This window comes from Brevibacterium linens, from assembly GCF_003999335.1.
GTDB classification, from domain to species: domain Bacteria; phylum Actinomycetota; class Actinomycetes; order Actinomycetales; family Brevibacteriaceae; genus Brevibacterium; species Brevibacterium linens.
On the sequence record NZ_CP026734.1, the window covers coordinates 2657570 to 2679701 of the forward strand.

The following is a 22132-nucleotide window of genomic DNA, read 5'->3' on the forward strand; positions in this document are numbered from 1 at the left end:
TCGGCGCTGGTGTTGGTTCTGCCGCGGACGACGGTCAGCGGCTGATCAGGACATGCTCAGAAGCAGACCGCGCCCTTCGACGCCGACTGCACGAGCTTTGCGTACTTGCCGAGCACACCGGTGAGGCGGTGGTTCTCGGGCAGCGTCCAGGACTTGCGACGCTCGGCCAGCACCTCTTCGTCGACGTGGAGCTCGATCGAGCGAGCCGCGATGTCGACGGTGATCTTGTCGCCGTCCTCGACGAGCGCGATCGGACCGCCGTCGACCGCCTCGGGGGCGATGTGGCCGATGCACAGACCTGTCGAACCGCCGGAGAAGCGACCGTCGGTGAGCAGCAGGACGTCCTTGCCGATGCCCGCGCCCTTGATGGCGCCGGTGATCGCGAGCATCTCACGCATTCCGGGTCCGCCCTTGGGGCCTTCGTAGCGGATGACGACGACGTCGCCCTTCTTCAGCTCGCCGTTGAGCACGGCGTCCATCGCCGGCTGCTCCTGGTCGAAGACGCGAGCGGTGCCTTCGAAGACGTCGGCGTCGAAACCGGCGGACTTCACGACGGCACCTTCGGGGGCCAGCGATCCCTGCAGCACGGTCAGGCCGCCGGTGGCGTGGATCGGATTGCTCAGCGCACGCAGGATCTTCCCGTCGGGGTCCGGCGGGTTGATCGACTCGAGGTTCTCGGCCACGGTCTTGCCGGTCACGGTCAGGCAGTCTCCGTTGAGCAGACCCGCGTCGAGGAGGGCTTTCATGATCACGGGCACGCCGCCGATCTTGAAGACGTCGTTCATCACATACTGGCCGAAGGGCTTGACGTTGCCCAGGTGCGGGACCTTGTCGCCGATGCGGTTGAAGTCGTCGAGCTCCAGCGTCACTCCGGCCTCGTGCGCGATGGCCAGCAGGTGGAGAACCGCGTTCGTGGAACCGCCGAAGGCCATGACCACGGCGATCGCATTGTGGAGCGATTCGCGGGTGATGATGTCCTTCGCGGTGATGCCCTGCCGCAGCAGGTTGACGACCGCCTCGCCGGACTTGCGGGCGAACATCGTGCGGTTGCGGTGGATGGCCGGCGGAGCGGCCGAACCCGGCAGCGACATGCCCATCGCCTCGGCGGCCGAGGCCATGGTGTTCGCGGTGTACATTCCGCCGCACGCGCCCTCGCCGGGGCAGACGGCGCGTTCGATGGCGTCGACGTCCTTCGGGGACATGGTGCCCGCGCGGCAGGCGCCGACTGCCTCGAAGGCGTCGATGAGGGTGACTTCCTTCTCCGAGCCGTCCTCCATCTTCGCGGTGCCGGGCATGATCGAACCGTTGTAGAGGAAGACGCTCGACAGTCCCAGGCGGGCGGAGGCCATGAGCATTCCGGGGATCGACTTGTCGCAGCCGGCCATGAGCACGGAGCCGTCGAGTCGTTCGGCGCTCATCACGGTCTCGACGGAGTCGGTGATGACCTCACGTGAGACCAGCGAGTAGTGCATGCCTTCGTGGCCCATCGAGATTCCGTCCGAGACGGAGATGGTGCCGAATTCCAGCGGGAAGCCACCGGCCTCGTGGACGCCCTCTTTGGCGGCCGAACCGAGACGCTGCAGCGACATGTTGCAGGGGGTGATCTCGTTCCACGAGGTCGCGATCGCAACCTGCGGCTTCACCCAGTCGTCGTCGCCCATGCCGACGGCGCGAAGCATTCCACGCGCGGCGGTGGCTTCGAGACCGTCAGTGACATCGCGAGAACGGGGTTTGATGTCGGGAGTGGTGGTGTCTGTATCGATGCTCATGCAGGCATGCTACGCCCGATTTCAGCATCCGCATGCCGGACTCTCGCATGGTGGAACCTCTCGTGGGCACCATGCGGGAGTCCGGCGGCACTGCGGTGTTCGGGGCCCGCTTAGGTCAGGTTGGCGTGACCTATTGACCGTTCCTCAGGCCTGCTGTGCGCGACAGCTCCGGCTTTCTGTTGACCGCGCTTCAGGCCTTGATGAGATTGACCGGCTGCTCTCCGTCGTTGATCCGCCTGACCTGCGCGGCGAGGATCTTCACGACCCGTGGTTCGAACGCCGAGGTGTCTCCTCCGACGTGGGGTGTGATGAGGGTGTTCGGGGTGCCCCACAGCGCGTGGTTGCGCGGCAGCGGCTCCGGGTCGGTGACGTCGAGTGCGGCATGGAGTCGTCCGGTGGCAAGCTCTGCCACGAGCGCGTCCGTATCGACGACCTCGCCGCGGGCGACGTTGACGATGAGCGCATTGTCGGGAAGCAGGCTGAGGAACTCCGCGTCGACGAGGTGGTGCGTCCCTTCGTTGAGCGGGGTGATGAGCACGACCACCTCGGTGTGGGGCAGAAGCCTCGGCAGCTCGTCGACGCCGTGGATCTTCCCGCGCTCGTCCTCACGCGCGGTCGAGGCGACGCGGGTGAGCTGGACCTCGAAGGGGTCGAAGCGGTCGGCGATGGCCGAGCCGATCTCACCGACGCCGATGATCATCACGCGTCGGTCCTGCAGCGAACGGTAGCGGTGGTGCTCCCACACCCGCGAGACCTGCGAGCGCACGGCGTCGTCGATTCCGCGCAGACTGGCCAGGGTCAGCGCCAGTGCGAGCTCGGCGGTGCCTCCCGTATGCACGCCGGAGGCGGTCGCGACCTGGATTCCACGCTCGGGCAGGTGGGCGACGGGGTCGTATCCGGTCGTCTGCGTGATGACCATACGCAGATTGGGCAGCTCGTCGAGCAGTTCGATCGTCGGCCCGGAATTCAGGTACGGCAGGATCACGACGTCGACGTCGTCACGGCTGAGCTTGGCCGACCGTTCGGCGTCGGAGAAGACGACGAGGTCGAGATTAGCGCGTTGGTGAGCCGGGATCTGAGCGATCACACGATTGCGGAGCTCGGAGTTCGGGAAGGCGATTGTGGTGATGGACATGCCCTCATTGTGGCACGCAGTCTCAGACCATGCCGAGACGTTCGTCACTCTGAGATGACCGGCCTCAGCCCTCGGGCAGTGCCCACCTCACCCCTCGACCGACACCTGTCTCAGTTCGCCGGCAGCGCTTTCCCGATCCGAGTGAAGACGGCTTCGATCACCTCGAGCTCGGCGTCACTGACATGGTCGAAGAAGACCTCGTCGACATAGCTCTTGTGCTGGGAGCCGGCGGACAGGAAGGCCCGCGCTCCCGCCTCGGTCAGCGCCACATTGTGAGCACGCCCATCCCCGGGGCACTGAGTCTTCGTCACCAGTCCCGCCTCGACGAGGACCTTGATCCGATAGTTCAGCCGCGAGGGTGAGAAGACGAGCTTCTTCGCCAGGGCGCTCATCGTCAGCGCCCGCTCCGGCGCCTCCCACAGCAGGAGCAGAGTGTTGTAGTCGCTGACGTCGAGCCCCGCATCGTCCTTGAGCTGGGCCTCGAGAGCCTGACGCAGGCGCTGCGATGTCTCGAAGTAGGTCCGCCACGCGTTCTGCGCCAGCGCCTCCCTCCCGAGTCCGAATCTGATCTCCGTCATCTCAGCCCTCGAGCAGCTGTGCGAACGGAGTGACGTTCGCGGGGTCGAATTCGTCGACGAATCCGCGATTCGCCGAGGCATCCGGGGCCGCACCCGCCCCTGCACGTGCGCGCGGATCGGGGTCGGCCACCTCGGCGAGGTCGTCGCTTCCGGCCCCGCTGATCGCTGCGGTCAGGGACACGAGCTCCTCCCCCGCCTGGCGGATCCGGGCGGTCAGCGCCCGGCCGCCTGCGACGGTTCCCCAGTCGTCGGTCGCGGCGAAGACCGTCGTGGGCACGACGATGCCCTTGAGGTAGGACAGCATCGGCCGCAGCACGGCGTCCCCGGCCAGGGAATGCCGGGCGGTGCCGCCGGTGGAGGCGATGAGCACGGGCTTGCGGCTCAGCGCCTTGTCGTCGATGAGCTGCCAGAACAGGGTGTGCAGACCGACAGGAGCGGCCTTGTACACCGGCGCGACCGTGACGACGGCGTCGGCCGCGGCGATGGTCGCGAAGGCCGTCTCCAGCGCTTCGGAGCGGAACCCGGTCAGGGTCATGTCCGTGAGCGCGGTGGCGAGGCTGCGGACGTTGATGACGTCCGTGGTCACGTCGCTGCCCACCGATTCCCCCGCCGAGGCGGCGGATGCCAGGATCCGGTTCGTGAGCTTGAGTGTGGTCGAGTCCTCGCTGAGCGAGGTGGTCACGGCCACGATATTCATCGTCTTCGTGCTCATCAGCGGTCGGCTCCTTCCCGTGTCGCATCCTGGGCGTCGTTCCCGACGGACTCGGCGGCGCGTGCCTGGCGGTCCTCGAAGGCACGTGATCCTTCTCCGCCGCCGGGGATCGGATCCCGGCCTTCGCGGTGGCGGATGACCAGCGACTCGTGCGTCGGGGCATCGGGGACATCGGCCGGGCGGCCCTTCGCGAACTCCTCGCGGAGGACGGGGATGACCTCTTCGCCGAGCAGGTCGAGCTGTTCGAGCACCGTCTTCTGCGGCAGTCCCGCATGGTCGATGAGGAAGAGCTGACGCTGGTAGTCGCCGGCCCAGTCGCGGAAGCTCAGGGTGCGCTCGATGACCTGCTGGGGTGACCCGACGGTCAGCGGAGTCTGCGTCGAGAAGTCCTCGAGGCTGGGTCCGTGGCCGTAGACCGGGGCATTGTCGAAGTAGGGTCGGAACTCGCGGACGGCGTCCTGGGAGTTCTTGCGCATGAACACCTGACCGCCGAGGCCGACGATCGCCTGGCTGGCCGTGCCGTGGCCGTAGTACTCGAAGCGCTGGCGGTAGAGCTGAACCATCCGGGCGGTGTGCGAGGTCGGCCAGAAGATGTTGTTGTGGAAGAACCCGTCGCCGTAGTAGGCGGCCTGTTCGGCGATCTCGGGGCTGCGGATCGAACCGTGCCACACGAACGGCGGAACCTCGTCCAGTGGGGTCAGGGTGACGGTGAAGCCGTTGAGAGGAGTGCGGAACTTGCCTTCCCAGTCGAGGTTCTTCTCACGCCACAGACGGTAGAGCAGGTTGTAGTTCTCGACCGCCAGCGGGATGCCGGCACGGATGTCCTTGCCGAACCACGGGTAGACGGGACCGGTGTTGCCGCGGCCCATGATCAGGCTGATGCGACCGTCGGAGAGGTGCTGCGCGTAGGAGTAGTCCTCGGCGATGCGCACGGGATCGGTCGTGGTGATGAGCGTCGTCGCCGTGGAGAGTTCGAGTGTCTGCGTCTGTGCGGCGATGTTGGACAGCAGGATCGGGGGATTCGCCGGTGCCACGAAGGGCGGGTTGTGGTGCTGACCGGTGGCGAAGACGTCGAGTCCGACTTCCTCGGCCTTCTTGGCGATCTCGACGGTGTTCTTGATCCGCTGGTGTTCGCTGACGGTGGTGCCGTCAGTGGGGTCAGTGGTGACATCGCCGATTGTGAAGATTCCGAATTCCATGGCGCCTCCTGCGTCTGGGCTCCTGCGGCTTGAGCGGCCGCCCCGCTGAATGAACTCACTTCAATTTTGAAGTAACTAGTTGAAAGCTTAACAGACGTGGTCTCAGAAGTATTCCCGACCCCTGGGCGGTCACCTGAGTGCATCGCGAGTCCATGACCGCAAACGGTCGATTGTCGGGTCGATCCCCGGTGGTTCCAGCCCGGTTCTCACCGTGGAACGACCCGACAAAGCACGACAAGCGGCTCCCGCCCGTAGGCAGGAGCCGCTTTTGAGACCCGGAGGCAGGAGCCGCCGCCAGTCCGGCAGCAGGAGCCGCCTCAGATCCAGAGCGCGGGGTCCTCGAGGACGAAATCCGGGTGTTTCACCGAACCGTCATCCGCAGATGCCTTCGCCGAGGCGGCGCCGACCTTCTTCTTCGGGCGCACAGTCGCGGGAATGCCCACGGCACTCGAGTCGGCCGCCACGTCCTTGACGACGACGGCATTGGCTCCGACCGCGGAGTTGTCGCCGACGACGACCGGGCCGAGGATCTTCGCCCCGGCGCCGACGAGCACGTGGTTGCCGATCGTCGGGTGGCGCTTCGTCTGTGCCATCGATGTGCCGCCGAGGGTCACCTGGTGATAGAGCATGACGTCGTCGCCGATCTCCGAGGTCTCGCCGATGACGACGCCGTTGGCGTGGTCGATGAAGAAGCGACGCCCGATCTGCGCCCCCGGGTGGATCTCCACACCGGTCAGCGTCCGCACCAGCTGGGACATCAGTCGCGCGGGCACCTTTCCAGCATCGTGCTGCCACAGGCGGTGGAGTCCGCGGTGGGCCCAGATGGCATGCATCCCCGGGTAGGACACCAATGAGACGAAATCATTGCGCGCCGCCGGATCTCGCCGCTTCACCGTCTCAAGGTCTTCTTTGAGCGTCTCGCGCACACCGGGTCTGCTCAGCCCATAGGCTGCCGCACCGGCGGCCGCCGCGGCCGCTGTCCACAGTGCCTTCATCGTTGACTCCCCCTGCTCATTCGTCTTGGTCTGTCTCGTGCAAGTCGGATCCGGGCGGAAGAATTCCCACGCCTCTCTGACGCAGAACTCCTCAGACAGCGAGGGCGCCAAACCGAAGTCTGACGCCCTCACGCTGATCACTCGATGTCAGTCGAGGTATTCGGAGAACAGCGGTGTCGACAGGTAGCGCTCACCGAAGTCGGGGAGGATGACGACGATGCGCTTGCCGGCGTTCTCCGGGCGTGCGCCGACAGCCTCGGCCGCCGCCAGGGCAGCACCGGAGGAGATGCCGACGAGCAGGCCCTCTTCGAGAGCGACGGCGCGAGCCCGCTCGAAGGCGTCGTCGTTGTCAACATCGACGACTTCGTCGTAGATATCGGTGTTGAGCACCTTGGGCACGAAGTTCGCGCCGAGGCCCTGGATCGCGTGCGGTCCGGCCGTGCCCTCGGTCAGCAGCGGCGAAGCGGCGGGCTCGACAGCGACGATCTTCACATCCGGGTTGGCCTCACGCAGCGCGGCCCCCGCACCGGTGATGGTCCCGCCCGTGCCGATGCCGGAGACGAAGATGTCGACCTTGCCATCGGTGTCGGCGAGGATCTCTGGACCGGTGGTGGCCTTGTGGATCTCGGCATTGGCCTGGTTCTCGAACTGGCGCACGAGGACGGCGCCGTCGGAAGCAAGCTCTTCGGCCTTGGCCACTGCCCCCTTCATACCTTCGGCCTTGTCGGTGAGGACGAGTTCGGCACCGAAGGCGCGCAGCAGGGCGCGACGTTCCTTCGACATCGACTCGGGCATCGTCAGCTTGACCTTGTAACCGCGGGAGGTGCCGACCATCGCCAGAGCGATGCCGGTGTTGCCGGAGGTGGCTTCGACGATCGTTCCGCCGGGCTGCAGTTCGCCGGACTTCTCAGCCGCGTCGATCATCGCCACACCGATGCGATCCTTGACGGAGTTGCCCGGGTTGTACGATTCGAGCTTCGCAACGATTTCGGCGCCGGAGCGTTCACTGGCCTTGTTGACGCGGATCAGCGGAGTACGGCCGACCAGATCGGAGACGTTGTTGAAGATGGTCAAAGTAAGTCCTTTCACGCTTCTGTGTGCACCCGCCGTCACAGGCCTCTCACCACTCGGCAGAGCTGTTCCGGCAAGCGTTGAGCGACAGCTTTCATCTCGTGGTCCGAGACGGCTTGCCCTCATCATAACCACGCCGACCCTGAACGTGTTCCCAGATATGTTGCTCAACAATCTGTGTTCGCTGGCGGCGAAACTATATGACGTTCCGTATCACAGGCTGGGAGCGGTCGCATATCTATCCATCTGCCGCAGGTCCGAATCGGAACAACCGCTGAGCAATCGGTGGACATGATCACCGAGGCGGTTCTCCCTGACGCTCATGCCCGACCATGGTCGTCAGGCTGAGGCTGAGACGGTCTGCGGTGACCGATACGATTATCCTCATGGCTATTCATCCCATTGTCGTCTACGGCGAGCCCGTTCTGCATCGTCGTGCCGAGAAGATCGTCGAGTTCGACGAGGACCTTGCCGAACTCGTCGCAGACATGCACGAGACACTCGATGCCAGCAACGGTGTCGGACTGGCCGCACCGCAGATCGGCGTCGGCAAGTCCATCTTCGTGTACAACGCCGATGACGACTATGGTGTGCGTCGTCGCGGCACCTTCGTCAATCCCGTGCTCATTGCCTCGAAGGTTCCCGACACCCGTCCCGATCCCGACGATGAGACCGAAGGGTGCCTGTCGGTGCCGAGTCTCGATTTCCCCCTCAAACGTGCCGACAGGGTCACCGTCAACGGCTTGGATGAGAAAGGCGAACCGGTGACCCTGAGCGCTGACGGGTGGTTCGCGCGCATCATGCAGCACGAATACGACCACCTGCAGGGAACCCTCTATGTCGACCGCCTCGATAAGCGCTGGTCGAAGAAGTGGAAGAAGGCCCAGGAAGCGCATGGCTACAACCAGCCGGGCCTGTCATGGATGCCGGGAGTCGACCCCGACCCCTTCGGTCACTGAACCAGAGCCGAGCCTAAGCCTCGAGTTCGTCCACGGATTTCTGAGCTGCGGCCAACCGGGTGTCGAAGTCGTCGAAATCATCGGCAGTCTGGTCGAGTTCGGCAACGAGTCCGGAGATGATCGACGACTGCGAGTCCGCGTCGATGCGCAGCTCCCTGAACTGCCAATCAGCGGAATCGTCGGCGGCGGTGCGAGACAGCACGTCGAGCACCCGATCACCGAGCTCGCGGGAGCGTTCGGAGTTGTGCAGCAGCATGAGCTGCTGATCGAGTTGGAGGAGGCGTTCGTAGTAGTCGTGCATCGACTCCACGCGGCGTGCCATGGACGAGAACGCGACGGCCAGCTTCGACAGATAGGTCTCCACCGACTTCGCGGTCCCCGCATCACGGATGCCCTCGATCTCCTCGCGGAGGCTGACGAGTTCCTGCAGCCGCACGCCGATGGAGGCCACGGCATGGTCGAGGTCGACGCGGGAGACGTGGTCTTTGAGTATCGGATGGGTCCAGGCGCGGGTGCGCACGATCTTGCGGGCGATCGTGACCGCGAGATGGAACAGACGCTGCTCGTCGGTGTCGCGGCCTTCCTTGCGCCCGGGCAGATAGCCGAGACTGGACGGGGTCACCCACTGGGCGGCGGCAACCTTGCGTCGGTTCTTCCGGCTCAGACGCTTCGGATCACGGAAGTATTTGGGGCCGGTGACGGCCGCGAAGATTCCGGTCCCCAGGGCGGTGGCCGCACCCATCCCGCCGAAGGTCAGTGCGGCATCGGCGAATCCCGAGACCAGAGCCAGTCCTCCAGGAGCCGCGAATCCCGCGGTCACGGCGGTGCCGGCAGCGGTGCCGCCCTTGAACAGGACGCTGGAGCGGAAGAAGTTCCGGCTCATCCCACCGGTGAGCATGATCGCGCTCGGGGCACCGGCCGTGTAGCGGTATCCGCGGGCACTCCAGGCGCGCAGCACCGCCTCGTTGACGCTGTCGGGCACGAGCACCCGGTAGATCGGCGCGGACTTCCCGCATTCGCTCTTCCACAGCGATTTCCACTCAGACACCGCTTCACCTCCACGCGTGTGGGTCACGCTCTTGGCCCTGTCCTGGCGGGCCATCGGCTGCGGGGAATGCGAACAGCCACACCCTCCGCTGTGCTCGGGAACCCGGTCGGCTCCCTTGGACGCACAGTCTAGAGGGTGTGGCTGGATCAATCCTGAGTCTTGCTCGACACTGTCAGGCGCCGGCGTCGACCAGGATCAGTTCGGACCTGTGCTCAGCCGCCCAACTTGGCGAGGATGAGCTCCTTGGCCTTCCCGGCATCGGCCTGCCCGCGGGTGGCCTTCATGATCGGGCCCATGAGCGCACCGATGGCCTGCATCTTTCCGCCCTTGATCTTCTCGACCACATCGGGGTTGGCAGCGATGGCCTCCTCGACGGCGGCTTCGAGTGCCCCGGTGTCCTCGACGATCTCGAGATCGCGGGCGGCCATCACCTCGGCGGGATCACCCTCGCCGGCGGCGACTCCAGCCAACACGTCCTTGGCCAGTTTGTCGTTGAGTTTGCCTTGGCCGATGAGGTCGACGAGTCCTGCCACCTGAGCGGGGGTGACGATCTCGGTGGGGTGCTTGTCCTCCTGGTTGGCCAGGCGGGCGACCTCACCGGTCCACCACTTGCGTGCATTCGCGGGCTTCGCACCGGCGGTGACGGTGTCCTCGATGGCTTCGAGGAGTCCGGCGTTGACGATGTCGCGCATCTCGAGGTCGGAGAACTTCCATTCCCCGAGGAGGCGGCGACGCTTCTGCGCCGGCAGCTCGGGCAGGCTCGCCCGCAGCTGATCGACCCATTCGCGGGACGGCTGCAGCGGCACGAGGTCGGGCTCGGGGAAGTAGCGGTAGTCGTCGGCGTCGGACTTCGGACGTCCCGACGAGGTCTCTCCGGTCTCCTCGTGGAAGTGACGGGTCTCCTGGACGACCTTCTCCCCCGCCTCGAGGAGGGTCGCCTGACGGGCGATCTCGAAGCGCACGGCACGTTCGATCGAACGGAAGGAGTTGACGTTCTTCGTCTCCGTGCGGGTGCCCAACGGCGCCTCGGGGCTCTCGCGCAGGGACACGTTGACGTCGGCGCGGACGTTGCCCTGTTCCATGCGGGCTTCGGAGACGTCGAGGGCGCGGAAGATGTCCCTCAGCGTGCGCACATAGGCGGCGGCCACCTCGGCGGCTCGCTCCCCTGTCCCGGTGATCGGGTGGGTGACGATCTCCACGAGCGGCACACCGGCGCGGTTGTAGTCGACCAACGAATGGTCGGCGCCCTGGATGCGGCCGGTAGCCCCTCCGACGTGGGTGTTCTTGCCGGCGTCTTCCTCCATGTGGGCGCGCTCGACGGGGACGGTGACGATGGTGCCGTCCTCGAGCTCGACCTCGACCTGGCCCTCGGCCGCGATGGGCTCATCGGACTGGCTGGTCTGGAAGTCCTTGGGCACGTCCGGGTAGAAGTAGTTCTTGCGCGCGAACCGGCAGGTCTCGGCGATCTCGCTGCCGAGTGCCAGACCGATCTTGATCGCGTACTCGACGCCCTTCTCGTTGACCACGGGCAGGGACCCGGGCAGGCCCAGCGAGGTGGGGGTCACATTCGTGTTCGGTCCCCCGCCGAAGGTGTTGGGTGCGGCGTCGAACATCTTGGTCGCGGTGCCGAGCTCGACGTGGACCTCGATGCCGATGACCGGATCGTATTTCTTGATCGCGTCTTCGTATTTCACTTGGCGTTCAGTCCTTCCGCGAGAGTGTCGAGCACGCATCCGCCGGCGGATTCGAGTGCGGCTTCCAAGGGGCCGGCCACCTCGTAGAGTTTGACGTCCTCACGGGCCGGAGCCAGGATCTGGAAGCCGACGGGCAGACCATCGGCCAGGCCTGCCGGCAGGGACAGGCCGGGGATGCCGGCGAGGTTCGCCGGGATCGTCGCGACGTCGCCCAGGTAGAGGGCCATCGGGTCGGCGGCCTTCTCCGCGCCGAACTTCAGTGCCGTCGTCGGGGCGGTCGGGGACACGAGGACGTCTGCCGCAGCGAAGGCCTTGGCGAAGTCGTTCTGGACCAGGGTGCGGATCTTCTGCGCCGAACCGTAGTAGGCGTCGAAGTATCCGGCCGACAGGGCGTAGGTGCCGAGGATGATGCGGCGCTTGACCTCATCACCGAAGCCGTACGAGCGAGTCGCCGACATGACGGTCTCGGCGGTGACGGGACCGGACTCGGGTTCGACGCGCAGGCCGTAGCGCATGCCGTCGTAGCGGGCGAGGTTCGACGACACCTCGGAGGGCATGATGAGGTAGTAGGCGTCGAGGGCGTAGGAGATCGACGGGCAGTCGACCTCGACGATCTCGGCACCTGCGGCGGCCGCGGTTTCCAGCGCTGCGGTGAACGCGGTGCGGACTCCGTCCTGGTACCCCTCACCGGCCAGCTGCTTGATGACGCCGAGCTTCTTGCCCTTGAGCTCGCTGGTCTGGGCGGCGGTCAGGAATCCGCCGACCTCGTCGGGCAGCGACGTCGAATCGAGCGGATCGTGTCCGGCCAACAGTTCGTGCAGGGCTGCGGCGTCGGCGACGTTGCGGCCCATCGGTCCGACCTGGTCGAGGCTCGAGGCCATGGCGATGATGCCGAAGCGCGAGATCGACCCGTAGGTCGGTTTGACGCCGACGGTGCCGGTGAACGCGGCGGGCTGGCGGACGGATCCGCCGGTGTCGGTACCCACGGACAGCGGGGCCTGGAAACCGGCCAGTGCTGCGGCCGCGCCGCCCGACGAACCGCCGGGCACGTGGTCGAGGTTCCAGGGGTTGCGGGTGTTGCCGAAGGCCGAGTGCTCGGTCGTCGATCCCATGGCGAATTCGTCGAGGTTGGTCTTGCCGAGCACCGGCAGACCGGCAGCCTTGACCAAGGTGTGCACCGTCGATTCGTAGGGCGGAACCCAGTTCTCGAGCATCTTCGACCCGGCGGTCGTACGCGTGCCTTCGGTGACGACGAGGTCTTTCAGCGCCACCGGAACACCGGCCAGGGCATGGAGGTCCTCACCGGCGGAACGCTTGGCGTCGACGGTCTTCGCTGTCTCCAGGGCGAGTTCGTCGGTGACGGTGATGAAGGAGTTGAAGTCATCCTCGGTGGAGGCGATGCGGTCGAGGTGAGCCTGCGTGACGTCGACGGAGGAGAACTCGCCGGATTTCAGTCCTGCGGCGAGTTCGAGGGCGCTTTTGTTCGTCAGTGCGGTCATCTCATTCCTCCCCGAGGATCTGCGGGACGAGGAACTTGTCGTCCTCGGCGGCCGGGGCCGAGGCCAGAGCCTGTTCGCTGGTCAGCGTCTCGCCCACGACGTCGGGGCGCATGACGTTCGTCAGCGGGATCGGGTGGCTGGTTGCGGGCACATCGTCGCCGGCCACTTCGTTGACCCTGGCGACGTTTCCCAGAATTGTGCTGAGATCACCGGCGAGCGATTTCAGCTCGTCCTCGCTCATGGCGATCCGAGACAGTGAAGCCAGATGCTCCACCTGTTCGGGGGTGATTGCGGAAGACTCCGTCATTCCCTGCCTTTCATCGTCGTTTTCACTCGCCCCCAGTCTAGTCTCTCCGCGGGGCGCCCTCCCGAAGTCCCGCTGTGACCTTCCCCCATTGCTACCTGACGGCGGCCCAGCAACCTCGCGCGAGGTTGCTGGGCCGCCGTCAGGTAGCAATTATCAGGCGGAGAGGCGTTCGGGCCAGGTGCGGGTGCCGTGGATGTATCCGGCCATGTCGGCCACGACGCGGTCGGCGTCGGCCTGAGTGAACTCTCCGGCAGAGACTCCGGACTGCAGGTCGGCGGCGAGATCGGCGATGCGGGTCCGGGCGTCGGCCGCGGTGGCCGCGACGAGGTCGGTGCCGGTCGACAGTGAGCCGGACGACAGGGCACCGGCCGCCGAATCGTCGACGATGGTGCCTTCGATGACCTCATGACCGTCCGTCGAGATGCCGTCGAATGCAGTCGTCGACTCCTCGGTACGCCCGGTGGCCGGGGCCGCCGAAGTGCGCATGGACGTCAGGGCCGGCTGCGCACTGCGTTTGGTGCTGTTCGGTCCCGGCCCCAGAACCAGGTCGGCCAGGCCCGCCGTCACGGGAACCGCGGTCAGGGCCGCGGCGACGACCACGCAGGTACCGGCAAGGACTTTTGGGATCCATCTCATGCCCCACACTCTTCCACTCGAAGCTGTCTCTGAGCTTGACTGAGTCTGAACCCCGACTTCGAGTTCGGTCACGAATGAGTGCACAGCCGCACCTTGGAACCTCCGGGAACCGAGATGCATTCCCTCAGTCGAGGCTGCCGGTCTCCAGCAGCACCCGGAACTGGTCCTCGTCGAGGACAGGCACGCCCAGCGACTCCGCCTTGTCCAACTTCGACCCGGCGTTCTCACCGGCGACGACATAGTCGGTCTTCTTCGACACCGATCCCGCTGCCTTGCCGCCGGCGCCGAGGATCGCCTCTTTGATGCCATCGCGGGTGAACGAGCTCAGTGATCCGGTCGCCACGATCGTCAGCCCTTCGAGGGTCTGCGCGGCGGCCTCGACTTCCTCGTCTTCCATCCGCACCCCGGCTGCCGCCCAAGTGTCGACGATCTCGTTGTGCCAGTCGATCTCGAACCAATCGCGGATGCTCTGTGCGATCGTCGGACCGATGCCCTCGACGGCCGACAGCTCTTCGAGGCTGGCCGCACGGATGGCCTCAAGGGTGCGGAACTTCGCGGCCAGGGTCCGTGCCGCGGTCGGTCCGACGTGGCGGATCGACAAAGCGACGAGCACCCGCCACAGTTCTTGATCTTTTGCCTTCTCCAATTCGTCGAAGAGCTTCTTCGTGTTCGCGCTCTGAGCGCTCGGCTTCTTCGCGGTTCCACGGGTGAAGAAGTAGGGCACAAGTTCTCGTTCGCCGGTCTCCACACCCTTGGACTTCTTGTTCCGCCAGATCTTGACATCGCGCAGATCATCGGGAGTGAGGTCGAAGAGGAAGGCCTCCGAGGTCAGCGGAGGTGTATCCGGTTCGGCCGGTGCCGTCAGCGCCAGCGCGGCCTCCTCGCCGAGGGCTTCGATGTCGAAGGCCGCACGGGAGGCGAGGTAGAAGATGCGATTGGCCAGCTGCGCGGGACACGACCGTGAGTTCGGGCACCGCAGGTCCTTGTCGCCTTCCTTCTGCTCACCGAGCTCGGTCCCGCAGGACGGGCAGTGGGTGGGCATGACGAATTCGTGTTCGGTTCCGTCCCGCAGGGCCGCGACCGGGCCGAGCACCTCGGGGATGACGTCGCCGGCCTTGCGCAGGGTGACGGTGTCGCCGATGAGCACACCCTTGCGTTTGACCTCGTATCCGTTGTGCAGGGTCGCCCGCTCGACGGTCGACCCGGCCACGCTCACCGGTTCCATTACGGCGAATGGGGTCACTCGCCCGGTCCGACCCACCTGCACCTGGATGTCGATGAGCTTCGTCGTGACCTCCTCGGGCGGGTATTTGAATGCGGTCGCCCACCTCGGTGCGCGAGAGGTGTAGCCCATCGCCTCCTGCACGGCGATATTGTCGATCTTGATGACGATCCCGTCGATCTCGTGGGTGACGTCGTGACGGTGTTCGCCGTAGTAGGCGATGAAGTCTTCGATCTCATCGACGGTGTCGAGAACCTTGAAATAGTCGCTGATCGGCAGACCCCACGACCGGAACTGTTCGTAGACCTCGGACTGGTGGGCAGGCTCGGGATGCGAATCGTCGGCCGGCGTCCACACGGCGATTCCGTGGACGAGCATGTGCAGGGGCCGACGCGCCGTGACGGCCGGGTCCTTCTGCCGCAGCGAACCGGCCGCGGAGTTCCGCGGATTCGCGAAGGGGGCTTTGCCCTCGGCAACAAGCGAGGCATTGAGTTCGGCGAAGTCCTCGACGGGGAAGAACACCTCACCGCGGATCTCCACCTCGGCCGGCGGGTGCTCGGTATCGAGGTGGTGCGGGATATCGGAGATCGTGCGCACGTTCGCGGTGATGTCCTCACCGATGCGTCCGTCGCCGCGGGTCGCCGCCCGCACGAGTTCGCCGTTCCGGTAGAGCAGGTTGACGGCGAGACCGTCGATCTTGAGTTCGCACAGGAACTTCGACTTCACCGAGGTGGCCGACCGTACCCGCTCGTACCAGGCTCGCAGTTCGTCGTAGTCGAAGACGTTGTCCAGGCTGTACATCGGACCGATGTGTTCGACCGGGTCGAAGGTCGAGGTATCGACGACGCCGCCGACTGTCTGCGTCGGCGAGGAGTCGGTGACGAGTTCGGGGAACTGCGCCTCGAGGTCTTCGAGACGATGGACGAGTTCGTCGTATTCCGCATCGGAGACGAGCAGGGAGTCCTGATAGTAGGCGGCCCGCAGCTCCTCGATCTTCTCGGTCAGCTGGGCATGAGCCTGAGCGCGAGCGGTCGCGTCGGTGAGGTCGACGCCCTGCAGGTCGAGTGTGGTCGAATCCGAGGTCTGGTGCTCGGGCGTCGATGAGTCGGCGTTCTCCGGTGTCGTGGTCATTCGATCTCCTCAAGAGCCCGCCGCAGACCGGCGGCGATGGTCATAGTTGCCCGATTGTGCTCGGGCCCGAGCCCCTGCTGGTCCTCCAGCAGCGGCGGGAAGGTCAGCGGCAGTTCGGGTCCGGCGATGATCCCGAATTCGCGCAGACTCGTGACCCCCATGCCGATGCGCGACCACGGGGTGCGGATCCGCTCGCACCAGTGATTGACCGCGTCCGATCGCCCACCGGCCTCGGTCGGCAGGTGGATCCAGGTGCCGAGCCCCGCCTCGGCGAGGATCGCCAGCTGCTCCCAGCTGTGTGGTCTCAGGCTAACCAACGGCACTGACACGGAACGGGCGCCGCTGCGGCGGACCGCCTCGGCGGCGGGGATCTCCTTGCCCTGCAGGCGCAAGGGCTCGAGGTCCGGCAGGGCGAGCACGGTGGGCGGGAGGTGGCGCAGTGTGGATTCGAGCGCCGCCCACACCTGGGTTTCGCTGATGGCGGGCAGGCTCGCCCACCCGGACACGCTCGGCCAGGTGCCGGTGAGCACCGGGGTCAGGCGTGATTCGACGAGGCGGACGGTCGGCTGCATGCCCAAGCCCGCGATGCGATCGGTGAAGGCTGCGATGCCGAAGGCGTAGGCCTGAACGACATCACGGCGGGCGCCGTGGTCGCCGAGGACGCGGGCGCCGGAGCTCAGGCTCAGCGCGGTCACGAGCGTCCACGGTCCCGGCAGGCTGATCTGGACCTGCCCGGGCCGGGACCCACCGTATTCGGCGATCGCGTCAAAGGCTTCAATGAGGGCGGAGTCCTCGAGCCGTTCGTCTTTGCCCGCCGAGGCGGTCAGCCGCCACCCGTAGGATGTGCGGTCGACGTGGAGTTCGGTGAGCAGGCCGACGGCACGGCCGATGGCGTCGGCGCCCCACCTGTCCTCGGACCGGTCAGCGGTCAGGGGCACCGGCGGCAGCTGGTCGGCGAGGATGTCGAAGCCGGCGGCCGCGGCCTCTCGAACCGGGCTGGTCGCAATATAGCCACGACGCGGATCACGGGCTCCGGGCAGCCAGATTCCCGTGGTCGTGGCGGCGGGCAGAACTCGGTCAGCCATGCTGGTGGGCGCGGGGGATTCCGAAGACGTCGACATAGAATCCGAACTCGCTTTCCAGGGAATCGATGATGGTTTCGGCGCGGACGAAGCCGTGGGATTCGCCCTTGTACAGACGGTAAATGTACTCCACTCCGGCCAGTTGAAGTGTATCGACGAACTCCTGGGCCTGTGAGGGCGGGACGATCGGGTCACGGTCGCCTTGCATCACGGCCACGGGCACGGTGATATCGCTGGTCCGGCGGATCGGCGAACGGGCGATGTATTCGTCCTGGGCGGCGGGCCAGGGGCCGACGAGCCCGTCGATGTAGTGGGATTCGAAGTCGTGGGTGTCGACGACGAAGCGCATGAGGTCGGTGACTCCGAAATACGAGGTGCCGCAGGCGAACACGTTCGTCGAGGCCAGGGCGGACAGCACAGTCCACCCGCCCGATGAGGCTCCGGAGATCGCGATGCGGTTCGGGTCGGCGAGTCCGGCTGCGACGAGCCCGTTGACGGCGGCGACGGTGTCCTCGACGTCGACGACTCCCCATCCGCCGCGCAGCCGGTCACGCCAGGCGCGGCCGAATCCGGTCGACCCGCCGTAGTTGACCTCGAGGACGCCGATGCCCTGGGAGGTGAAGAAGCTCGTGCGGGCCGTCATCTCCGGGGTCGCCTGTCCCGTCGGTCCGCCGTGGATCGAGACCACGAAGGGAGGGTGTTCGTCATCGGGGGCGGCGAAGCGGGGATTGTGGGGAGGATGGATGACGACGGGCACTCCCCCGAGTTCGCCGACGCTCGGGCGGGAATAGTAGCCCTGGTGGGTGTCGAGGCGTTCGCTGGCGATCTCCGTGAACAGTCCGGTCACCCGGTCGACGGCGTAGAGGACTCCGGGTCGCCTCGTCGACTTCGCGGTCAGAAGCAGGTGAGTGCGTCCGAGGTCGAGGAGTTCGATCGTGCCGAACGTCTCCCCCGTCGTATCGATGGTCTCCCAGGGCGGGGAGGAAGGACTCAGCGTTGTGGAGGAAGGGGGCAGCCGGCGGCGCACGAGTGTCGCGGTCGCCGCCTGCGAATGGGCCCACACCTCATCTCCGTCGTTGAGGTGCCACCGGGTGCCCAGCTGCCAGAGGGCCCCGCCGATCTCCTCGCCGGTGTCGATGACCGATCTCAGCCGGTCGAATCCGATTCTTTCGGGCGCCGGCGCCTGACGGTCGTCGGTGACGAGGGGACGCACGGCGACGGGATCGATGTCGAGGCCGTACAGCGACCAGTGCCCTTCATGGTCGGAGATGACGTGGAGGGACGAATCCGACGTGAACTCCGCCTGGAGCAGCGAGATTCCCGGGTCGGTCGGACTCGGCAATCCCGGGTCGGATGTGCGCGGGCGTTCGATCCCGTCGCCGCTGAGCACGGCGACCGCAGGGGTGGCCGGGGTGCGGACATCGACGAGCCACAGCGTGGTTCCGTCCCAGGGCATGTTCGGGTGCTCCCAGCCGATGAATGCCAGGGTGCTGCCGTCGGGTGAGAGCCTGGGCCAGGCCATGAAATGCGAGTGGGTCGAGAGCACATTCGTCGTCCCGTGCTTGGTCAGCAGCACGATGGCGCGTTCACGACGGGTGGACCGACAGTCCTCGCGCACACAAAGCAGCCCCCACGGACTCATGTGCAGATCCCCGTAGCGGATCCGCCCCGAGGTGTCTGGGGTCAGCGCGTGCGGGGCTCGCCCGGGAATGATCTGCCAGACGCGCTGATCAGCGGCGTTGACGAAGTAGATGACCTCGCTGCTCTGGTCGAGAGCCCACGAGGCTCCCCCGTATTCGTGGACGGCGGAGCGGATGTTGAACCCGGTCGGAATGACCTGCTCGCGCTCTCCCGGACGTGACAGCGACGTGCGGACGAGTCCGGTGCGGGCCTTCTCTGCGGGAATCTTCGTCGAGTAGAAGATCTCGTCCCCGCGGAAAGCGGCATCGAAGATCGGAGCGGCACCGGCAGCCACCTCGGCGGCACCCAGAGGTGACGACCAGGTTCCATAAGGCGCCGTGACGACATCTTGGGGACTTTCCTTCATGCCCCCAGAGTATCGCCAGTGGCCGACATCGGGCCCGAACCCCTCGCCTCGACTCGCGAAAGCGCCTCAGGCGCCGGCGAACTCGGGTGCCGGGGTGATGCGGTCCTTCGCCGTGGAGTCGATGGTGGCCTGGCCGAGCACACGGGTGCCGCGGTAGATGACCATGGTCTGGCCCGGAGCCACTCCGGACAGCTCCTCATCGACATCGACGTGCATGAGCTGCCCGGCCGGACGTGCGGCAGGCACCTCGACCTCGTCGACGATGGGGTTGACTTCATGCTCGGGGGCTGCGGCGACGAACTCGCCGAGCCAGGCCCGGGCCGGCACCGGATCGGCGTGGGCACGGATCTGCACTTCGCAGTCGATTCCGGTCTCCGGGGTGTCCCCCATGTCCGAGGGTGCTGCACCGGCCCAGGAGGTGCGAATGCCTGTCAGATGCGAAACAGCGAGGTCGGCACGCGATCCGACGGTGACGGTGTTCGTCGCCGGGTCGAGGCCGGTGACGAACCGCGGCTTGCCATCACGAGCGGGCTTCTCGATGCCCAGGCCCTTGCGCTGACCGATCGTGTACGTCATCGCGCCGTCATGCTCGCCGAGGACCTCACCTTCGGAGTCCTTGATAAGTCCCGGACGCATCGGGATCTTGTCGGCCAGCCACGCCTTCGTGTCCCCGTCGGGGATGAAGCAGATGTCGTAGGAGTCGGGCTTGTTCGCCACGGAGAAACCGCGCTCGGCCGCCTCGGCACGCACTTCGGCCTTCGACGCGGTCGCCCCGATCGGGAAGTAGCAGTGCTCGAGCTGGTCGGAGGTGAGCACACCGAGGACGTACGACTGGTCCTTGGCCAGATCCTCACCGCGGTGCAGTTCGGGCCGGCCGTCGTCATCGCGGAGCACCTCGGCATAGTGGCCGGTGGCGATGGCGTCGAAGCCGAGCGCCAGGGCGCGGTCGAGGAGGGCCGCGAACTTGATGCGCTCATTGCAGCGCATGCACGGGTTCGGGGTGCGTCCGGCGGCGTATTCGGCGATGAAGTCATCGACGATGTCTTCCTTGAACCTCTCGGAGAAGTCCCAGACGTAGAAGGGGATGTCGAGCATTCCCGCCACGCGGTGGGCGTCGCGGGAATCTTCGATCGTGCAGCAGCCGCGCGATCCGGTGCGCAGGGTCCCAGGCATCCGGGACAGGGCGAGGTGAACGCCGACGACTTCGTGTCCGGCGTCGACGGCACGGGCGGCTGCGACGGAGGAATCGACTCCGCCGGACATGGCGACGAGTACTCTCATGATGCTCCTTGCATCCATCGGGGTGTTGCCGAAACCATCCCGGCTCGGCGTGCCTGGTCGACGACCTCGGGCAGAGCCGCGAGCAGGGCATCGACATCGGCTTCGGTCGTATCGTGACCGAGTGTGAAGCGTTGGGTGGTGCGGGCGCTGTCCTCATCCAGACCGCAGGCCAAGAGCACATGGGAGGGACGGGAGACACCGGCAGAACAGGCCGAACCCGTCGAGGTGGCCAATCCCCTGGCATCGAGACCGAACAGCAGCGAGTCCCCCTCGCACCCCGGGAACGTGAAGTGGGCGTTGGCCGGCAGGCGGTCCGCTCCGCGCGGGCCGGAGAGCCTGACCCCGTCGATGCTCGATTCGATTCCGTCGATGAGGCGGTCCCGCAGCCCCGACAGGCGTGCCGCCCGGGCCTCGAGGTCTGCAGTGACGAGATCGACGGCGGCCGCGAAGGCCACCGCACCGGCGACGTCGAGAGTGCCCGAGCGCACGCTGCGCTCCTGTCCCCCACCGTGCAGGATCGGCGTCGGCGTCGCCGCGCGGTCGAGCAGGAGTGCGCCGATGCCGACGGGGCCGCCGATCTTGTGCGCGGTGATCGTCATCGCCGTCGCCTTGAGTGCGGCGAAGTCGAGCGGGATCTGCCCGAGCGCCTGCACGGCGTCGATATGGAAGGGAATGCCGAGTTCGGCGGCGGCTTGACCGATCTCGGCGATCGGCTGCAGAGTGCCGATCTCATTGTTCGCGGCCATCACGCTGATGAGCGCGGTGCGTTCTGGGTCGCGGCGCAGTTCGGTCAGTGCCGCGTCGAGATCGAGTCGTCCGGTCTCTTCGACGTCGAGGTAGACGGCTTCGGCGCCGAGGCTCTCCAACCACTCCACGGTCTCGAGGATCGCGGGATGCTCGATCGTCGTCGTCAGCACCCGCGGGCGTGCCGGCGCGTTGAACGTGTCGTTGTTGCGAGCGAGGTAGAGGCCCTTGAGCGCGAAATTGTCCGCTTCGGTGCCGCCGGATGTGAAGATCACTTCCGACGAGGTGGCCGCACCGACCGCGCGGGCGATGACCTCGCGTGCCTCTTCGATGCGCATCCGCGCGGCTTGGCCGACCGCGTGCAGGGCCGAAGGGTTGGCCCGGCGGGCCAGCTCTTTTGTGTACACCTCGAGCACCTCGGCGGGCATCGGCGAGGTGGCGGCGTGATCGAGATAGATGGGCACCCTGCAATTTTAGGCCGTGAGCCGGGCTACGGCCAGGATCCGTGCGGCATCTCACCCGCCAAGCGGCACCTCCGGACGAGTTGCCCGCTGGCATGGCCGACTAAACTGACTCGGGTGTTCACCGTTTTCACCATCGTCCTCTATGCCGCCACCGGCATCCTGACCCTGTGGTCGATCATCGAGACCATCCGCAACCGTCCGGCCGGCAAGGCCCTGCTCGGCGGTGCCGCTCTGCTTCTGCTGCTGCTCATCGTGCAGCTGATCATCTCGATCGCGACCTTCGGTTCCACGCATGATGTCGACCCGCTGCTGTACTTCGGCTACATCATCACCGCGATCATGGTGATGGCGCTGGCCGGTTTCTGGGCTTTTGCGGAACTGAGCCGCTGGGGGCCGGGAGTCCTGGCTGCGGCAGGGCTGACGGTGATCGTCATGATCGAGAGATTGGACCAGATTTGGCAGTGACCAGGCGCAATCGGTTCGGCGGGGACTCCGCCGACGATGCGAACTCAGCAGGCAATAGCCCAGCAGGCCGGGCACAAGCAGCGGGCGACACGGA

The 22132-nt window shown here is 66.3% G+C and carries 19 protein-coding genes; 2 read left to right on the top strand and 17 right to left on the bottom strand.

Going from position 1 to position 22132, the window contains the following annotated elements; genetic code table 11:
- Positions 1–56: 56 nt before the first annotated feature.
- From ilvD to cysK, 7 genes are all read right to left on the bottom strand, one after another.
- Positions 57–1769 carry a dihydroxy-acid dehydratase gene (gene ilvD / locus CXR29_RS12030; RefSeq protein WP_127364635.1) on the bottom strand — a complete coding sequence of 571 codons (1713 nt, stop codon included), beginning with the start codon at positions 1767–1769 and terminating at the stop codon, positions 57–59.
- Between the two features lie 190 nt (positions 1770–1959).
- A complete protein-coding gene (locus CXR29_RS12035; protein WP_127364636.1) occupies positions 1960–2904 on the bottom strand; it encodes a 2-hydroxyacid dehydrogenase in 945 nt (314 codons plus the stop codon).
- 110 nt (positions 2905–3014) lie between these two features.
- A complete protein-coding gene (locus CXR29_RS12040; protein WP_101595671.1) occupies positions 3015–3482 on the bottom strand; it encodes a MarR family winged helix-turn-helix transcriptional regulator in 468 nt (155 codons plus the stop codon).
- A 1-nt stretch (position 3483) separates the two neighbouring features.
- A complete protein-coding gene (locus CXR29_RS12045) occupies positions 3484–4194 on the bottom strand; it encodes an NAD(P)H-dependent oxidoreductase (RefSeq protein WP_240811915.1) in 711 nt (236 codons plus the stop codon).
- Positions 4194–5393 carry an LLM class flavin-dependent oxidoreductase gene (locus CXR29_RS12050; RefSeq protein WP_127364637.1) on the bottom strand — a complete coding sequence of 400 codons (1200 nt, stop codon included), beginning with the start codon at positions 5391–5393 and terminating at the stop codon, positions 4194–4196. Before CXR29_RS12050 ends, CXR29_RS12045 begins: the two co-directional genes overlap by 1 nt.
- A gap of 317 nt (positions 5394–5710) precedes the next feature.
- Positions 5711–6388 (bottom strand): serine O-acetyltransferase EpsC, encoded by a 678-nt coding sequence (gene epsC, locus CXR29_RS12055; protein WP_240811914.1) that lies wholly within the window; start codon positions 6386–6388, stop codon positions 5711–5713.
- Positions 6389–6535: 147 nt separating this feature from the next.
- A complete protein-coding gene (gene cysK / locus CXR29_RS12060; protein WP_127364638.1) occupies positions 6536–7462 on the bottom strand; it encodes a cysteine synthase A in 927 nt (308 codons plus the stop codon).
- 383 nt (positions 7463–7845) lie between these two features.
- Here cysK and def point away from each other — a divergent pair, with 383 nt between their 5' ends.
- Positions 7846–8418, top strand: a complete 573-nt coding sequence (gene def / locus CXR29_RS12065) for a peptide deformylase (protein ID WP_206516209.1) — start codon at positions 7846–7848, stop codon at positions 8416–8418.
- A gap of 13 nt (positions 8419–8431) precedes the next feature.
- Here def and CXR29_RS12070 read toward each other — a convergent pair whose 3' ends face one another.
- From CXR29_RS12070 to CXR29_RS12115, 10 genes are all read right to left on the bottom strand, one after another.
- On the bottom strand, positions 8432–9466 hold the full coding sequence (locus CXR29_RS12070) for a hypothetical protein (RefSeq protein WP_240811913.1): 1035 nt from the start codon (positions 9464–9466) through the stop codon (positions 8432–8434).
- A gap of 212 nt (positions 9467–9678) precedes the next feature.
- A complete protein-coding gene (gene gatB, locus CXR29_RS12075) occupies positions 9679–11160 on the bottom strand; it encodes an Asp-tRNA(Asn)/Glu-tRNA(Gln) amidotransferase subunit GatB (protein ID WP_127364639.1) in 1482 nt (493 codons plus the stop codon).
- Complete coding sequence (gatA, locus tag CXR29_RS12080) at positions 11157–12659, bottom strand: Asp-tRNA(Asn)/Glu-tRNA(Gln) amidotransferase subunit GatA (RefSeq protein WP_127364640.1); 1503 nt, start codon at positions 12657–12659, stop codon at positions 11157–11159. Before gatA ends, gatB begins: the two co-directional genes overlap by 4 nt.
- A 1-nt stretch (position 12660) precedes the next feature.
- Positions 12661–12966, bottom strand: a complete 306-nt coding sequence (gene gatC, locus CXR29_RS12085) for an Asp-tRNA(Asn)/Glu-tRNA(Gln) amidotransferase subunit GatC (protein ID WP_039211078.1) — start codon at positions 12964–12966, stop codon at positions 12661–12663.
- Positions 12967–13119: 153 nt separating this feature from the next.
- Complete coding sequence (locus tag CXR29_RS12090) at positions 13120–13602, bottom strand: hypothetical protein (protein ID WP_127364641.1); 483 nt, start codon at positions 13600–13602, stop codon at positions 13120–13122.
- 124 nt (positions 13603–13726) lie between these two features.
- Positions 13727–15955: an NAD-dependent DNA ligase LigA gene (ligA, locus tag CXR29_RS12095; protein ID WP_127364642.1), complete on the bottom strand. Its 2229-nt coding sequence runs from the start codon at positions 15953–15955 to the stop codon at positions 13727–13729.
- Positions 15952–17040 carry a uroporphyrinogen decarboxylase/cobalamine-independent methonine synthase family protein gene (locus CXR29_RS12100; RefSeq protein WP_241241435.1) on the bottom strand — a complete coding sequence of 363 codons (1089 nt, stop codon included), beginning with the start codon at positions 17038–17040 and terminating at the stop codon, positions 15952–15954. Before CXR29_RS12100 ends, ligA begins: the two co-directional genes overlap by 4 nt.
- Complete coding sequence (locus tag CXR29_RS12105; RefSeq protein ID WP_127364644.1) at positions 17033–19084, bottom strand: S9 family peptidase; 2052 nt, start codon at positions 19082–19084, stop codon at positions 17033–17035. The genes CXR29_RS12100 and CXR29_RS12105 overlap by 8 nt, the downstream gene beginning before the upstream one ends.
- Positions 19085–19150: 66 nt before the next feature.
- A complete protein-coding gene (gene mnmA, locus CXR29_RS12110) occupies positions 19151–20365 on the bottom strand; it encodes a tRNA 2-thiouridine(34) synthase MnmA (protein ID WP_127364645.1) in 1215 nt (404 codons plus the stop codon).
- The gene (locus CXR29_RS12115; protein ID WP_101553598.1) at positions 20362–21573 is read right to left on the bottom strand and encodes a cysteine desulfurase family protein; all 1212 of its coding nucleotides are present in this window, start codon (positions 21571–21573) and stop codon (positions 20362–20364) included. Before CXR29_RS12115 ends, mnmA begins: the two co-directional genes overlap by 4 nt.
- Between CXR29_RS12115 and CXR29_RS12120 the strand changes: the two genes are divergently transcribed.
- Positions 21553–22038: a hypothetical protein gene (locus tag CXR29_RS12120; protein ID WP_241241436.1), complete on the top strand. Its 486-nt coding sequence runs from the start codon at positions 21553–21555 to the stop codon at positions 22036–22038. The genes CXR29_RS12115 and CXR29_RS12120 overlap by 21 nt on opposite strands.
- The last annotated feature ends 94 nt before the right edge of the window (positions 22039–22132 follow it).